The organism is Gelidibacter sp. (assembly GCF_053579655.1).
Map to the genome: position 1 here is coordinate 79688 of NZ_JBMDWE010000013.1, position 16772 is coordinate 96459.

The 16772-nt window shown below is 36.7% G+C and carries 17 protein-coding genes; 10 read left to right on the plus strand and 7 right to left on the minus strand.

Translation table 11 applies throughout. From position 1 onward, the window contains the following. Nucleotides 1-99 precede the first annotated feature (99 nt). The 7 genes from ACOH2D_RS08635 to ACOH2D_RS08665 all read right to left on the minus strand — a co-directional run bounded on the left by ACOH2D_RS08635 (nt 100) and on the right by ACOH2D_RS08665 (nt 5573). Nucleotides 100-438, minus strand: a complete 339-nt coding sequence (locus ACOH2D_RS08635; RefSeq protein ID WP_348037559.1) for a hypothetical protein — start codon at nt 436-438, stop codon at nt 100-102. Then, nucleotides 435-932, minus strand: coding sequence for a DUF6787 family protein (locus tag ACOH2D_RS08640; RefSeq protein WP_449534977.1), 498 nt, complete (start codon nt 930-932; stop codon nt 435-437). Before ACOH2D_RS08640 ends, ACOH2D_RS08635 begins: the two co-directional genes overlap by 4 nt. A 38-nt stretch (nt 933-970) precedes the next feature. Next, nucleotides 971-1402 (minus strand): DUF6146 family protein, encoded by a 432-nt coding sequence (locus tag ACOH2D_RS08645; protein ID WP_449534978.1) that lies wholly within the window; start codon nt 1400-1402, stop codon nt 971-973. 128 nt (nt 1403-1530) lie between these two features. Beyond that, nucleotides 1531-2172, minus strand: a complete 642-nt coding sequence (locus ACOH2D_RS08650) for a DUF937 domain-containing protein (protein ID WP_348037553.1) — start codon at nt 2170-2172, stop codon at nt 1531-1533. A 96-nt stretch (nt 2173-2268) separates the two neighbouring features. Continuing rightward, nucleotides 2269-3231, minus strand: a complete 963-nt coding sequence (locus tag ACOH2D_RS08655; protein WP_449534979.1) for a D-2-hydroxyacid dehydrogenase — start codon at nt 3229-3231, stop codon at nt 2269-2271. 142 nt (nt 3232-3373) lie between these two features. Continuing rightward, the gene (serC, locus tag ACOH2D_RS08660) at nt 3374-4438 is read right to left on the minus strand and encodes a 3-phosphoserine/phosphohydroxythreonine transaminase (RefSeq protein WP_348037549.1); all 1065 of its coding nucleotides are present in this window, start codon (nt 4436-4438) and stop codon (nt 3374-3376) included. Between the two features lie 76 nt (nt 4439-4514). After that, on the minus strand, nt 4515-5573 hold the full coding sequence (locus ACOH2D_RS08665; RefSeq protein ID WP_449534980.1) for an acyl-CoA reductase: 1059 nt from the start codon (nt 5571-5573) through the stop codon (nt 4515-4517). Nucleotides 5574-5761: 188 nt separating this feature from the next. Here ACOH2D_RS08665 and ACOH2D_RS08670 point away from each other — a divergent pair, with 188 nt between their 5' ends. The 10 genes from ACOH2D_RS08670 (at nt 5762) to ACOH2D_RS08715 (ending at nt 16630) form a co-directional block, all read left to right on the plus strand. Beyond that, nucleotides 5762-6115 (plus strand): 4Fe-4S dicluster domain-containing protein, encoded by a 354-nt coding sequence (locus ACOH2D_RS08670; RefSeq protein ID WP_348037545.1) that lies wholly within the window; start codon nt 5762-5764, stop codon nt 6113-6115. Between the two features lie 154 nt (nt 6116-6269). Beyond that, entirely contained in the window at nt 6270-7364 is a 1095-nt protein-coding gene (ychF, locus tag ACOH2D_RS08675; protein ID WP_348037543.1) for a redox-regulated ATPase YchF, read from the plus strand. Between the two features lie 217 nt (nt 7365-7581). Further along, nucleotides 7582-7737, plus strand: a complete 156-nt coding sequence (locus tag ACOH2D_RS08680; protein ID WP_348037541.1) for a hypothetical protein — start codon at nt 7582-7584, stop codon at nt 7735-7737. Between the two features lie 143 nt (nt 7738-7880). Then, the gene (locus ACOH2D_RS08685; protein ID WP_348037539.1) at nt 7881-9746 is read left to right on the plus strand and encodes a DNA topoisomerase IV subunit B; all 1866 of its coding nucleotides are present in this window, start codon (nt 7881-7883) and stop codon (nt 9744-9746) included. Continuing rightward, nucleotides 9736-10218 carry a hypothetical protein gene (locus ACOH2D_RS08690; RefSeq protein ID WP_348037537.1) on the plus strand — a complete coding sequence of 161 codons (483 nt, stop codon included), beginning with the start codon at nt 9736-9738 and terminating at the stop codon, nt 10216-10218. The genes ACOH2D_RS08685 and ACOH2D_RS08690 overlap by 11 nt, the downstream gene beginning before the upstream one ends. Nucleotides 10219-10228: 10 nt before the next feature. After that, nucleotides 10229-12904 carry a DNA gyrase/topoisomerase IV subunit A gene (locus tag ACOH2D_RS08695; protein ID WP_348037535.1) on the plus strand — a complete coding sequence of 892 codons (2676 nt, stop codon included), beginning with the start codon at nt 10229-10231 and terminating at the stop codon, nt 12902-12904. Nucleotides 12905-12988: 84 nt separating this feature from the next. Beyond that, nucleotides 12989-13333, plus strand: coding sequence for a DUF5118 domain-containing protein (locus ACOH2D_RS08700; protein ID WP_348037533.1), 345 nt, complete (start codon nt 12989-12991; stop codon nt 13331-13333). Nucleotides 13334-13546: 213 nt separating this feature from the next. Then, nucleotides 13547-14119, plus strand: a complete 573-nt coding sequence (locus tag ACOH2D_RS08705) for a DUF4251 domain-containing protein (protein WP_449534981.1) — start codon at nt 13547-13549, stop codon at nt 14117-14119. A gap of 400 nt (nt 14120-14519) precedes the next feature. Further along, entirely contained in the window at nt 14520-15164 is a 645-nt protein-coding gene (locus tag ACOH2D_RS08710) for a thiamine phosphate synthase (RefSeq protein ID WP_449534982.1), read from the plus strand. A gap of 467 nt (nt 15165-15631) precedes the next feature. Then, the gene (locus tag ACOH2D_RS08715; RefSeq protein WP_449534983.1) at nt 15632-16630 is read left to right on the plus strand and encodes an NADP-dependent oxidoreductase; all 999 of its coding nucleotides are present in this window, start codon (nt 15632-15634) and stop codon (nt 16628-16630) included. Nucleotides 16631-16772: the final 142 nt, after the last annotated feature.

The window sequence follows — 16772 nt, forward strand, 5'->3', positions numbered from 1 at the left end:
TATGTTTTGAATTAATTTAATACAGATGAAATCTGAATTTCTTCAGAAAGTGATTCTCAATTTCTTCAGAAATAGAATCTGAATTGATTTCAGAATAATTTAGATTAAATTAATTGCAGGGGGACCTCGAAGTGAAAAGTGAAGTCTTTGATATTCGCTAAGAAAGCTATAATCTTTAGTTGGAACAGTTAAAATCTCATTATAGGCGATTAAAACGTCATCTTTTTCAGGAATGGTAAAGGGAATGTTTAGTTTGAACTTGTAAAATTCACAATCAATATCAAAGGTATGAAAATGCGAATCCGCTTCGCCATAACACACTTCGTGTTGATGTTTTTCAAAAATGTGCATTAGTTTTACGGCAGAAGGCAAAAGAAGTGTCACCACAATAATGAGGGTTAATACTCTAAATGCGATATGTTGCCTTAAAAAAATCATTGATTAGAAAACCTTTTAATTCCAAATCTACTCAACATTTTCTTTTCAAACTCCCAGAAGAATTTGAACTGACCAAATAGCCATCCAAAAAAGATCAATAGGACTTGATAAAAAAGCAGTCCAACTACAATGTATAAAGTCCAGTAAACACCAGTGTTTAAGTTGTCTTTAGTAATTCCGATGAGTGCCATAACGGGTTTTCCAACAAAAACTGAAGAGGATCCGGTTATCGAAAAAACAATAAATACGCGAATCATTTCCCATCTGTAATCTAAAATCCATTTGCGCTCTAGTTTTTTAAATGAAAACAGAGTCAGCTTAAGAAGCAATGAAAATATAACGATAGACGCGATTAATACCAAAAATAAATTAATGCCGCCAACAATTACATCAGCGAGTCTGTAAGAGCAATAACCTAAAATAAGAATACCAAGTACAGGAAAAAGCAATTGCCAGTTCCGTTGTATTTGCCAGTTTTGTTTAAAATTATCCATGACACATTTTTGCGGTGCAAAGATACTTCAAATTTCCTTTAAATACGCGGAACAAAAGGCCCTAATCTCTGGTTGTAGGTTAACTGGAAGTAGATGAAGTAATTATAGAGTTTATAATTGACCTCGTAACCATAGTTGATGTTTGGATCATAATCTATTTGAAGTTCATATAAATTGGGGTTATAACGTTGGGGTTGCAACACTCTTTGGTTCCATTCCATGACATAAAGTCTATTTCGGTTTTCTAGATATTCTTGGGAATAAAATCCTTCAGGTTTTGCTGTAGAAGCCAGCCAGGAATTGAAGCCTGGTTCAATGACGAGAATTTCATACTCTAAGGAATCGTTGGCTATTCTGACTGTATCTTGAACTGCAACATTGCTATTTGAAGGTTTCTTTATAGCAGATTTAGAACTGTTACAGGATACAAGGATTAATCCTAATAATAGCAGGGTCGCAATTGATTTCATGATTTATTAATTTACTCAATAAGTTACAAAAATTATGCCTACTAATTTCTCGTTTGATATTTTTCGAATAAAAAAAGCTATACTTAAAGGAGCATGACTTTTGTGAGTTATGAATAATTTTTTAGAGCTTAACTTTTTCCTCCAAACATACCTCCAAGGAGACCTCCAAGCCCACCTTTCTTTTTGTCTCCTCCTAAAAACATTCCAGCAACATCGTCAATGATGCTTCCGTCTTTATTCGCGTCAAGAATGGACTCTAAGAAACTTTGTTGATTATTTTTAGAACCTCCACCTAAAAGACCGCCTAATAAGCCGTCCAATCCACCTGGGCTATTAACATTTTGTTGTTTGGCTTGATTGCCCAACAGTCCCATTAAAATTGGAGCTGCAACCTTTAAAATTTGCGCCACAGAACTGGCGTCAATCCCAGATTTAAGGCTGATCGCTTGTTCTACGTTACCTTGTTTGTTACCAAGGACATGACCTAAAATTTTGCTGCCGTCAGCAGTAACGCTATCATCAACACCACCACTAAATAATCCGCTAAGGTTGCTTAGAATACTCCCGTCATGTTGAGTTGTTATGGCATTTAATAAGCCTTGCGCACCTTCTGGAGAAGAGACGTTACGTTTCATGGCCGTCATTAAAACAGGTAATGCCATTGATAAAACTTCATGCGCCTTGTCTTGTGGCTGATTGGTATGAGCCGCAACGCCGCTAACCAAAGATTTTCCAAGGTCGCTATTTAAAATATCTAATATTCCAGACATAATTAATTGATTTATAGTTCAATGAGTTAAATTACAAAAAAATGCTCACAACATTGGTAGTTGTAAGCATTTTTATAGGGTTTATGTTAATAAGTTTTAAGCGGTTTCAGATTTTAAAATACTGATTATTTGAGAGGCTAATTCCGTCCCAATGCGATCCTGGGCTTCATTAGTCGCTGCACCAATATGAGGAGTTAAGGATATTCTTCCATTCATTAATACTTGAATGGCCGGTGTTGGCTCACTTTCAAATGTGTCCAATCCAGCAAAAGCCACTTTTCCATTTTCCAAGGCCTGTACAAGTGCAACTTCATCAATGACGCCGCCACGAGCAGCATTTACAATGCCCACGCCATTTTTCATTTGATCAAATTCTTTGGTGCCAATTATATAGCCCTCTTGTGCCGGGACGTGCAACGTGATGAAATCTGATTGCTTAAGGATATCTTCCATCGGCACAGTACTAATTTCGAAATCCACAAACTGACCATCGAAAAAATCAACTTTAATGGTTGCTTTATCAACAAACATATCGCTCGCAATGACTTTCATGCCTACGCCAAGAGCGATTTTGGCAACTTCCCGTCCGATACGACCAAAACCAACGACTCCTAGAGTTTTACCTCTTAATTCGGTGCCTTTAGCATAGTTCTTTTTAAGCGCGTTAAATTTTGAATCGCCATCTAAAGGCATATTTCTGTTCGCATCGTGCAAGAATCTTACACCTCCAAACAAATGTGCAAACACTAATTCTGCAACAGATTGCGATGAGGCAGCAGGTGTATTGATAACCTGTAGACCTTTGCTACGTGCATAATCCACATCAATATTGTCCATGCCTACGCCACCACGACCAATGACTTTAAGGCCTGGGCACTCATCAATAATATCTTTTCTTACCATGGTAGCGCTTCTTACCAACAATACATCGATATGATGTTCATTAATATAATTGACTAGTTGTTCTTGGGCCACTGTAGTTGTAATCACTTCAATTCCGGCTGCCTTTAAGGCGTCAATACCGCTTTGTGAAATTCCATCGTTTGCTAATATCTTCATCTTTTTAGATTTAAAATTTAAGGTTCAAAATTTAAAATTGATTCACTTCAAAGATCGAATCCAAAATATATTTTTAATGTTTTTTTTTTAAGAAAAACTTTCTGCCAATTGCTGATTGCCAACTATTGACTGCCAACCTAATTTAAGCTTTCGCCTCCAATTCGCTCATGACTTCTACCAGTGCCTTAACACTATCTAAAGGCAAGGCATTGTACATGGAAGCTCTATAGCCGCCAACACTTCTATGGCCACTTAAGCCACTGATGCCAGCTTCTTTCAACATGGTTTCAAAGGTTTCTTTTAATTTATCATTGCCCAAAGTGAAGGTTGCATTCATCATTGAACGGTCGTCCTTAGCAGCATAGCCCTTAAACAACGGATTGAGATCAATTTCAGAATAAAGAACGCGTGCTTTCATTTCGTTAACTTTTTCAATCGCTTTGATGCCGCCTAGGTTTTTAAGCCATTCCAAAGTGAGCATAGAAGTATACACTGCATAAACTGGAGGCGTATTGTACATGCTTTCTTTAGCAATATGTTCTTGATAATTCAAGATGGCCGGCATTTTGCGTGACACTTTACCTAAAATATCTTCTTTAACAACGACCAAAGTTGTTCCTGCAGGACCCATGTTTTTTTGTGCACCTGCATAAATGAGATCAAATTTAGAAAAATCCAATTCACGTGAAAAAATATCACTACTCATGTCGCAAACCATTGGAATTGGCGACTTCGGGAATTTGTGCATCTGTGTCCCAAAAATAGTGTTGTTGGAAGTGCAATGGAAATAATCAAAATTTGAAGGAATAGAATAGCCTTTAGGAATGTAGTTGAAACCAGCATCTTTTGAAGAGGCTACTTCCACGATCTCACCATAAATCTTAGCTTCTTTAATGGCATTTGTGCTCCAGGTACCTGTATTCAAGTAGCCTGCACGTTTTTCCAATAAGTTTTGGGCCGCCATAACAAACTGCATGCTCGCTCCACCTTGTAAAAACAAGGCTTGGTAGCCTTTTCCTTGCAGACCTAATAGCTCCAAAGCTAAAGCTCTGGCATTCTCCATAACATCTACAAAGTGTTTACTTCGATGTGAAATTTCCAATAAGGATAATCCCATATTATTGAAGTCAATAACTGCCTCGGAAGCCTTTTTTAGGACCTCTTGAGGTAAAATTGACGGTCCGGCGCTAAAATTATGTATTTTCATTGGTTTTTATTTTTTCAGAGATACAAAGGTGCTAAATTCAAAAGTAAATGATGGCAATAAAATGATAATTTATTAACTACAATTTTAATAAAAATGCAATAGTGTCAACGTTATCAGCATAATTCCATAGCTGCGGAAATTGTGTTTGACCGAAAGCCACAGAATTATCCGTAATCCCTTTAGATACGATGCATTGAATGTTATTTTCGATGTCTTTAAGCTGTTGTTTTAAGGCATTAATGTCATTGTAATATTCGTAAAACAAGGTGGCAATGGGGGAGCTGTAGCTTGTATCTTCCTTGATCATTAAAAAGCCATTTTCCAACAGATCAAATTCACTCATAATATAAACAGCCTTATTATAATCATAATTGTTAGCGTATTTATGTTGATTGATGATAGGATGCCATTCATAAACCCCCTTAAAGAAGGCGTCGAAATTATAGCCGTTGGGCACAAATAATTTCGAAACGTTCCTGCAGCCTAAGCCATAATATCTAAAAATATCTTCAGAAAGTGATTTCATTTCTTCGTCAGTTTCTTCGCCTGTCAAAATGGCGACCGAATTTCTGTTTTTTCTGATGATGGAAGGTTTTCCTTTAAAATAATGCTCAAAATAACGCGCAGTATTATCACTGCCAGTTGCGATTACGGCATCAAAATCGGTTAATTTTTCTTCCGTAAATTTTATTTTTCCTTTAAATGCTGGTTCAATATGTTCTAAATACTTGGCTAAATAGGGCAGCAGATGTTTGTCATTTGAAGATTGTCTCACCACAACGTCATGTCCCGAAATCAGAACAGATAAAAAGTCGTGGAAACCAACTAAAGGAATGTTTCCAGCCATGATTATGGCGACTTTTTTAGGGGTTATATCATTAAAGCTATACTTTGCTATCCATTCATTAATCGATACGTCTGTCAACGACTTAGACCATCCATTTAAGGAAAAGCAAATGTTCTCTTTAGTGAACCAGCCATTGTGCTCATGCGCCAATTTGATTTGATGTTTAAAGCCATCAAAAAACAAATCGTTTCCTGTGATATTTTCGTTTGTTTTAAAGCTTTCAGTTGAAAATTGTTGGATAAATTCCCCCAGTTTTACAAAAGCGTTAATTCTTTGTTGTAAATCCATTCTGTATTTGGTTATGAATAGTTTTGGCGTTATTTTTGCATCGCAAAGTTAGAAAAATGAAATGAAGCGAGATTTATTTAAGTCTTAACTTTTTCTAAATGGATTTAAAAGGATTGAAAAATCGCATTAAAACCCATAAAATCTCATCAAATTTTTCTAAGATTAAATTTTTTAAAGATTAAGATGCTATGGCAATTATAATAACAGATGAATGTATAAACTGCGGTGCATGTGAGCCAGAGTGCCCAAACACTGCAATTTATGAAGGTGCGGACGATTGGAGATATAAGGATGGTACAAGTTTAAAAGGGAAAGTGGTGCTTCCTGATGGCAAGGAAGTCGATGCTGAAGAGTCGCAAGAGCCTATCAGTGATGAGATTTACTATATTGTTCCGGATAAATGCACGGAATGTAAAGGCTTTCATGAGGAGCCACAATGTGCGGCCGTATGTCCTGTAGATTGTTGTGTACCTGATGACGAACATATGGAAACCGAAGATCAACTTTTAGGAAAACAGCGTTTTATGCACCCTGAAGGTTGATTAGACATAAAATATAGGAGTGAAAAATCCCAAGTATAGCTTGGGATTTTTTTATGCAAATAATTCAGATAATTGACTAAATTTGCAGTCGCAAAAAAATGCGATTTTTTTAATGAGATTCCTGCTGATGCGGGAACCAAATACAAGTTTTTCAATGAAAGCCGGAATTGTAGGATTACCAAACGTAGGGAAATCAACCCTTTTTAACTGTTTATCTAACGCTAAAGCGCAAAGTGCCAACTTTCCGTTTTGCACCATTGAGCCAAATATTGGTATTGTCAATATTCCAGATCCACGCTTGGAGCGTCTGGAGGCTTTGGTAAAACCTGTACGCGTACAACCTGCTACCGTAGAGATTGTTGATATTGCAGGCTTGGTAAAAGGCGCTAGTAAAGGCGAAGGTTTAGGGAATCAATTCTTGGCAAACATCAGAGAAACCGATGCTATTTTGCACGTGTTGCGTTGTTTTGACAATGACAACATCATCCATGTGGATGGCAGCGTAAATCCTATTAGAGACAAGGAAACGATTGATATGGAGCTCCAGTTGAAGGATTTGGAAACCGTTGATAAAAAACTTGAAAAGGTAAAACGTGCGGCCAAAACCGGAAACAAAGAAGCGCAAAAAGAAGAAGCTGTTTTACTGAAAATTAAATCCGCTTTAGAAGCAGGAACTTCTATCAGAGCTTTGGAATTTGAAAAGGAAGATTATGATGAGTTTGTAGCGCCGTCACAATTTATCACAGATAAACCAGTCATGTATGTTTGTAACGTAGATGAAGGATCGGCTGCAACAGGCAACGCTTATGTGGAACAAGTAAGAGAAGCGGTTAAGGATGAAAATGCCGAAATATTGGTGTTGGCAGTCGGTACCGAAGCAGATATTAATGAATTGGACAGCTATGAAGAACGTCAAATGTTCTTGCAGGACATCGGTCTGGAGGAGCCAGGATCGTCAAAATTAATTCGTTCAGCTTACAAACTTTTAAAGCTGCAAACCTATTTTACGGCAGGTGTTAAGGAAGTGCGCGCTTGGACGGTTGATGTTGGCGCAACTGCACCACAAGCAGCGGGCGTGATCCATACCGACTTTGAAAAAGGATTTATTAGAGCTGAAGTGATTGCATATGAGGATTTTTCAGCCTTAGGTAGTGAAGCCAAAGTGAAAGAAGCAGGGAAAATGCGCGTAGAAGGAAAAAACTACGTTGTGAAAGACGGCGATGTGATGCATTTCTTGTTTAATGTTTAGAAAGTCTAGATAGTCTTAAAAATTGCTACTAATTAGGCTAAGTGTTTGTCTGCAAGCATGTCTTAAGGTCTAATTAGTTGCATTTTTTTTGAGATATTTGAAATTATTACGAAATGCAAACTTAAAACAGTACTATTTTGTAGCATCAGCATTAACAATATTTCATTTATTATCAATTTTATACGTATCTTTAAAATTGGATCAAAATTGAAAATTTATGAAAATCATATTATGGTTAGCTATAGCAATCATCTTTTTCGTGGTACTTTTTTATGTGTTTAAATTCGTTTTTATTACCTCTTTAATTATTGCATTGGCAATTCTTATCATTCCTATTTTGTATTTTACATTTAAAGGAAAAAGTAACGAATAAATCAGAAAAAGAAACTTCTAGTTTCAAGCTCCAAATCCTCAGTCTACAATTTTTAAAACTTTGTTAATTACTTTAACATATAAGGGTTTTATGGTTTGTAGCGAAATCTTATATTAGCAACCTATCTAAATTTCCCCCTAATTATGTCTTTAGAAACCGACTATACCGAAGATAATATACGTTCGCTCGATTGGAAAGAGCATATTCGTATGCGTCCTGGGATGTATATTGGTAAGCTTGGCGACGGCTCGTCTCCCGATGATGGTATTTATATCCTTTTAAAAGAAGTTTTGGACAATTCCATTGACGAGTATGTCATGGGAGCGGGAAAAACCATTGAAATTTCCATTCAGGGCAATAAGGTTATTGTACGCGATTACGGCCGTGGTATTCCACTTGGTAAAGTGGTGGATGTCGTTTCCAAAATGAATACGGGAGGAAAATATGACTCCAGGGCGTTCAAAAAATCAGTGGGACTTAATGGTGTGGGTACCAAGGCGGTCAATGCCTTGTCCAATTTCTTCCGCGTAGAATCTACACGTGATAATAAGTCCGCTTCCGCAGAATTTTCACAAGGTAACCTTACCCATCAGGAATTATTGGATGATACCTCACGGCGAAAAGGCACGAAAGTATCGTTCATTCCGGACGAAGCAATTTTTAAGAATTATAAATATCGCAACGAATATGTTGAGAAAATGCTTAAAAACTATGTGTATTTGAACACAGGTTTGACGATTATTTTCAACGGCGAAAAATATTATAGTGAGAATGGATTGAAAGATTTGTTGGAAGAAAACATCAGCGAGTCAGATATGACTTATCCTGTCATCCATCTTAAAGGAGAAGATATAGAGATTGCTTTAACGCATAGTAAAACACAGTATAGTGAGGAGTATTATTCGTTTGTAAACGGACAAAACACCACGCAAGGAGGGACGCATTTAGCGGCTTATCGAGAGGCTTTGGTAAAAACAATCAGAGAGTTTTACGGTAAAAACTATGACGCGTCCGACGTTCGGAAATCTGTGGTTACTGCCATTGCTGTAAAGGTTATGGAACCTATTTTTGAAAGTCAAACTAAGACCAAATTGGGTTCTACAGATATGGGAGGCGATTTACCATCCGTAAGAACGTTCGTCAACGACTTCGTAAAAACGCAATTAGATAACTTTTTACATAAAAATCCTGAAACGGCTGAAAAAATCCAACGTAAAATCCTTCAGGCAGAACGTGAGCGTAAAGAATTGTCAGGTATTAGAAAGCTCGCAAAAGACCGCGCTAAAAAATCGAACTTGCACAATAAAAAATTACGGGATTGCCGGGTGCATTTTGGAGACATTAAAAACGACCGATATTTAGAGTCTACTTTGTTTATTACAGAGGGTGATTCTGCATCTGGAAGTATTACGAAATCACGGGATGTAAATACCCAAGCGGTATTTAGTTTAAGGGGTAAACCTTTGAATTCTTATGGCATGAGCAAAAAGATTGTTTATGAAAATGAGGAATTCAATTTGCTTCAGGCCGCTTTAAATATTGAAGAATCTATTGAGGATTTACGCTACAACAATATCGTCATAGCAACAGATGCCGACGTGGACGGGATGCATATTCGCTTATTACTGATTACCTTCTTCTTGCAATTTTTTCCAGAATTGATCAAGGAAGGGCATCTCTATATTTTGCAAACGCCCTTGTTTAGGGTCAGAAATAAAAAAGAAACCATTTACTGTTATTCTGAGCAAGAACGTCGCGATGCTATTGAAAAATTAAAGCCAAAACCAGAAATTACCCGATTTAAAGGTCTTGGGGAAATCTCGCCAGATGAATTTGTCAATTTTATCGGAGAGAGCATTCGTCTGGATCCTGTAATGTTGGATAAAGAAATGTCCATCGAAGCCTTACTTGAATTTTACATGGGCAAAAACACACCCGACCGACAAGAATTTATCATTGACAATCTGAAAGTAGAATTAGATATAGTGGAGGAGGTTCATGAGAACTAATAATGCCAAGGTTAAAAACACTATTGTTTCAGTCTATTTTATACTGATTGTGCTTGCCATTTTGTTGGCGACTGTATTCAGTGCCTTCAGCCATTTGACGCCAAGTCCAATGTTGACTTTTCTTTTTCTTTTTGTCGGATTCTTGATCTTGTTTTTTTCTGTTCATGCCGTTTCAAAATATTTTGAATACGATAGTGATGGCAAAAAAGTCATGGTTATTAATAAAGGACTTTTGATGTCAGATTATTTCAATTATCGGGAACATCAATTAGAATTTGATAAATCGCGGTTAATGGCCTTTAAATTTAAAAATTATTTTGTCTATAAAAGTTTGACCCTTTATATCAAAAACTCCAAAGGACATACCAAAAAGGAATCATTTAATGTGACTTTGGTAACCAAAAAGAAAAGACGATATATTAGACAATCTCTAAGCAAAATGGTCAAAAATAATATAAAACCTACTAATTAATACACTTACATTGGAAGAAGATCACTTACATAATGAAGATGAAAATATTCAGGAAAACTCAAAAAGTGAAACCATTACAAGAGTTACCGGGATGTTTAAGGATTGGTTTTTGGACTACGCTTCTTATGTTATTCTAGAGCGTGCTGTCCCAGCTATTGAAGACGGATTTAAGCCTGTTCAACGTCGAATCATGCAATCTATGAAGGATTTGGATGATGGACGCTATAATAAAGTGGCCAATATTGTTGGACATACCATGCAATACCATCCCCATGGCGATGCCAGTATTGCGGATGCCATGGTGCAAATTGGTCAAAAGGATTTATTGATTGATACGCAAGGTAACTGGGGAAATATCCTTACCGGCGATAGTGCAGCGGCTTCACGTTATATTGAAGCGCGTTTGTCAAAATTTGCGATAGATGTCGTTTTTAATCCAAAAATTACCCAATGGCAATCGTCTTATGATGGCCGTCGAAAAGAGCCCGTCAACCTTCCGGTTATGTTTCCTTTATTGCTGGCGCAAGGTGGCGAGGGGATTGCCGTTGGACTTTCTACAAAAATATTACCACATAACTTTATTGAGTTGATTGATGCGTCAATCAAGCATCTGAAAGGCAATAAATTTACAATTTACCCCGATTTTCCAACCGCGGGAATTATTGATATCACCGATTATAAAGACGGTTTGCGTGGCGGAAAAGTACGTGTCAGGGCTAAAATTTCGCAACTTGACAAAAACACATTGGTCATTACTGAAATTCCTTTTAGTACCAATACGTCGTCATTAATTGACTCTATTTTAAAGGCGAACGAGAAAGGTAAGATTAAAGTCAGGAAAATTGAAGATAATACCGCCGCTAAAGTCGAGATTTTAGTGCATTTGCCTTCCGGAATTTCGCCTGATAAAACAATTGATGCCTTATATGCATTTACCAATTGTGAGGTGTCAATTTCGCCGCTAGGTTGCGTTATTGAAGATAATAAACCTCTTTTTGTTGGAGTAACGGAAATGTTGCGTCATTCTACGGATAATACCGTTCAGCTCTTAAAACAAAATCTTGAACTTAAGCTAGATGAGTTTGAAGAACAATGGCATTTTGCATCCTTAGAACGTATTTTTATCGAAAACAGGATTTATCGTGATATTGAGGAAGAAGAAACTTGGGAAGGTGTTGTAAACGCTATTGACGCCGGTCTTCAACCCCATATCAAGCATTTAAAACGTGCTATTACCACTGAAGATATAGAACGCTTAACAGAAATCAGAATTAAGCGGATCTCAAAATTTGATATTGATAAGGCGCAACAAAAAATTGATGCTCTTGAAGAGCAAATCGCCCAAGTAAAACACGATTTGGCGCATTTGATAGACTATGCCATTGCCTATTTTACAAGGCTTAAAAATGAGTATGGCAAGGGGAGAGAACGGTTGTCTGAAATCCGTTTGTTTGATGATGTTGATGCCTCAAAAGTAGTGATCAGGAATACAAAGCTTTATGTCAATAAAGCAGAAGGTTTTATAGGTACCTCGCTCAAAAGAGATGAATACGTCTGTGATTGTAGTGATATTGATGATATTATTGTTTTTACGAGAGACGGTAAAATGATGGTCACTAAGGTAGATGCTAAAACTTTTGTTGGTAAGGATATCATTAATGTTGAAGTATTCAATAGAAAAGATAAGCGCACCATTTATAATATGGTGTATCGCGACGGGGCCAAAGGGCCTTCTTATGTGAAGCGCTTTTCAGTAATGGGCGTCACTCGCGATAGGGAATATGATTTGACTAATGGCAATAAAGGCTCTACGGTGTGGTATTTCTCATCCAACCCCAATGGCGAGGCGGAAGTCATCACGATTTTCCTCAGACAGGTTGGAAGTGTCAAAAAGCTGAAATGGGATTTAGATTTTGCAGATATTCTCATTAAAGGTCGAAATTCTAAAGGGAATGTTGTCACTAAACACGCGATTCGGAAAATTGAACTTAAAGAGCGGGGGATTTCTACCTTAAAACCTCGTAAAATATGGTATGATGATGCCGTGCAGCGTTTGAACGCCGATGGAAGAGGCGAGCTGATTGGAGAGTTTAGAGGTGAAGATCGATTGTTGATCATCAACCAGTCGGGTATTGTAAAGACTATTTTACCAGAATTAACGTCACGTTTTGATGACGATATGATTGTCCTGGAAAAATGGATTCCTAAAAAGCCAATTTCCGCCATTTATTTTGATGGAGAAAAAGAGCGCTATTATGTGAAGCGTTTTCTGATTGAGCAAGAGGGTAAAGAAGAGTTGTTTATATCCGATCATCCAAAATCGCGGTTGGAAATTATTTCCACCGATTGGAAACCGATTGCTGAAGTAGAATTTACAAAAGAGCGCGGCAAAGACCGAAAAGATAATTGGGAAGTAAATCTTGAGGAATTTATCAGTATCAAAGGTATTACGGCTTTAGGAAATCAATTGACAAGAGATAAAGTTAACCAAATTAGTTTATTGGAGCCATTGCCATACGAAGTTCCAGAAGAATTGCCTGCGGAAGAGATTGAGGTTGTAGATGAAGATGATATTTCAGAAGTTGAAACTCCAAAAGTGTCTAAATCTAATTTAGATGAGGATTCTGATGACAATTCTGATGACGACGAGCAGGTTGAAGAAAATGGACAGGGGAGGTTGTTTTAAATTCTGTACCTATATTGTTTATAGAAATTTTCATTAAAAACATTATTTCTATCTTTAGGGACCTTAAAAAAACGAAATTAACTTATGATGAAATTATGTCTTTTTGCACTTCTCGTCGGAGGTCTTCTCAATCCTATGAACACCAGTGCGCAATCCAAAAAAAACAATAAGAAAGCTAAAAATCAAGTTGAAACTCCCGCGCCTGAAAAAAAGAAGGAAGAGGCCATAAAACCTTATGACAAAGTAATTACTAAAGATGCTGTAACCGATGAAGGCTTATTTAAAATCCATAAAATCAAAGACAAATATTTCTTTGAAATCCAGGACAGTCTACTTAATAAGGACATGCTGCTCGTCAGCCGGATTGCGAAGTTGCACCATTACCAGGATGCCGTGAAGCGTATTGAATTGATTTTGGATCCGAAATAGCATCTCAAGTAATAGAAGAGTGTAACAATGGGGTTATTTACGGACAACTGTGAATAACCCTTTGTTTTTAACATAAGTTTGATCGCTTTTACATATCATTAAAAAGAAGTCAAAATAGACAATTGACGTGTTGTCCTTTATGTATTGGAGAACAGTGAAAAAATAGGAATAGTTTATGAACCAATTTCAATCAAATTTATTAACTTAATGGTTATGAAACGATTCGTATTATTTAGTGGACTATTTGCAGTGCTTTTGGGCTGTGGCTCGAACAGGCAATTCACAGAACAAGATAACCAAGACTATCAGAATTTACAGGAATTGGTAGCTTCAAAATCCTTGGAGATTGTTTCAACAAGTGCGATTCCAATGGCTACAGTGGCATTCAGTAAAGTGGCCAATTCCAGAATATTAGGTCCCGGAAATAACGCAAGCAACATCGATATTACATCAAACTCCAATAAGCTGACGATCAAAGGCGATAGCATTCGAGGCTATTTACCATATTTTGGAGAACAAACCTTTGGCGGCGGTCCCTATGGTGGGAATCATACTGGAATAGAATTTAATAATATTCCAAAAGATTATCAGGTAGTTCAGAACGGCAAAAAGCATGCAGTAGATATCTCTTTCAAAATTAACGACCAATACCGCAATAATGACTTGTATACCATCATGATTACATTATATCCAAATTACAGAAGCGAGATTCGAGTGCAATCCACAACGCGAACTCCAATCGAATACATGGGTCGTGTTAGTAAACTGGAACAGGATCAGAAATAGAGGATATTTGGCCTTTCCACAATATTCTATTTTACATAATATAAATTATAGAACAAAATTTGACGATTTGTGGAATAGGGTTTTTCAGCGAAATGTTCAATAATCATGTTTATTGCAATACCATGACTGTCATTCCAAAAAACATTATGTACAAGATTCTTTACGGTATCACAGCTATAGAATAATACTAAGACTATCTCTTCTAAAGTTTAAATTACAGCGATGCTTCTAAACCGTTACGAAAATTAAGTGCGTTTCATAAGGTCCATATTCTGAACTATTGTCCATAAATTTTCAAATAAGCGATTCTCAGAGCATGCTCAAAACTGTATCTTTGCATCTAAAATTATATATTTCGTCTTAAAACCGATTTAATAATAAAAAAAAACAAATCTAACAAATGATCATCCCTAAACTCCATTATATATCTCAAGGAAATTCTCCAAAAGAACATTTGGAAAACATCCAAAAAGCATGTTCTTCTGGTGCAGAATTAGTGCAATTGCGTTTGACAAATGTTTCAGACAAAAAATATTTAAAACTTGCTGAAGAAGCCCGGGAAATTACCTCACATTTCCAAACGCGTTTAATCATAAACGATAATTACAAAATAGCAAAAACAGTTAAAGCCGATGGTGTCCATTTAGAAGCATCAGAAGTTTGCCCTACCGTTGTTAGAGATTATTTATTCTCTTGGCAAATGATCGGCGGCACCGCAAACACCTTGCAAGATTGCGAAACATTGATCAGTAAAGACGTTGATTATATTGGATTGGGGCCTTTCAGATTTACCGCAACCAAAGAGCATTTGCCAACCATTTTAGGTTTATCGGGGTATTCTGCTATTATGGACGTTTTAGATACCAAAACACCAATTATAGGCGTTGGCGGGATTACTACAGATGATGTTGCAGACATCTTAGCAACAGGTATTTCTGGATTAGCTGTTTCTGGAGCGATTACACGCGATTTTAATAGTATAAAACTATTTAATCAACTGCTAAAGGCGTCTTCTACAGAAGAGAAAAGACATACGTTTGAGTAGTAATAAGTATTGAGAATTAAGTATTAAGAACGTAAGTTTCTCTCGCAGAGACGCGGAGACGCAAAGTTTTGATGAATCTAAATATTTAAGATAATTCGTGAATAAGCTTAAATCATCAGCGAAAATCAGCAAAGATCAGCGTCATCTGCGTTCTGTACATACAGCTTCCCTCCTACACTTAAATATAAATCACTTCTACTTTAGTATTGAATAGTCATTTGACATATTCGCAAGAGATCAAGCAATAATTTTATAACTAAGCGTTCGCAATCTTATTGTAAACACTCGATTTATAAATCGCTCTTAAAAAAAAGAATGAACATCCATTCTTTCGTATCTTTAGGATAGAGTTTTTCTAAAAAACGAAGTTCCTTTCATTTAGAATTATCAGATCTATTCGAACGCCATTAATCTGTTGGAACTCTATAAAACCTATACATTATGAATTCATATAATACTTAAAAATTATGATAAAGACCATTGTGCTAAAAAACAGACCTAAGGGAAAACCAAGCCTTTCAGATTTCGAATTTATAACCGAAGATTTGAATCTTACCATAAATCCAGGCGAACTTCTTTTAGAAACAGCCTATGTTTCTGTAGATCCATATTTAAGAGGGCGCATGAGCGATGCCAAATCATATGTCCCTCCTTTTGAACTCCATAAACCGATAACGTCTGGCGTTATTGCTAAAGTCGTTGCCTCTAAAAACAACAAATTTAAAGAAGGCGATTTTGTTTCTGGTATGTTAGATTGGAAAACAAAGCAAAAATCAAACGGCGATGGCTTATTAAAAGTAGATCCAGAAAAGGCTTTTTTAAGTGCGTATTTAGGCGTTTTAGGAATGACTGGTTTAACGGCCTATTGCGGTCTTACACAAATCGGTAAACCCGTCGCAGGAGAAACCCTTGTGGTATCTGGAGCCGCGGGTGCCGTTGGATCTGTGGTTGGGCAAATAGGGAAAATCCTTGGACTTAGAGTGATTGGGATTGCCGGATCAGACGAAAAAGTGGCCCTGTTAAAATCCAAATTCGGATTTGATGAAGCTATTAATTACAATACCAGTAAAAATATCAGCGCCGATATTGCCAAAGCGGCACCAAACGGCGTGGACATCTATTATGATAACGTTGGCGGACCGATCTCTGATGCCGTTTTATTTAACATCAATAAATTTGCTAGAATGATCATCTGCGGCGCCATCTCGGTGTATAATAATACAGAATTACCTAAAGGATTGAGTGTACAGCCTTTTCTAGTGAAAAATAGTACGTTGATGCAAGGCTTTATCGTCTCCAATTATGCCGATAAATTTCCTGAAGCCATGAAACATTTAACTAACTGGTTAGCAGAAGGTAAATTGACCTACACTGAAACCATTGTTGAAGGTTTTGATAACATCCCAAATGCTTTTATCGATTTATTTGAAGGCAAGAACAAAGGAAAAATGATTGTGAAAATTTAATTATAAAAAAAAAAAGACATGAAAATATTATTTGTATTAACATCTCACGATAAATTAGGAGATACAGGAAAGAAAACAGGATTTTGGGTTGAAGAATTTGCAAGTCCCTATTACACTTTATTAGATAAAGGCGCTCATATTA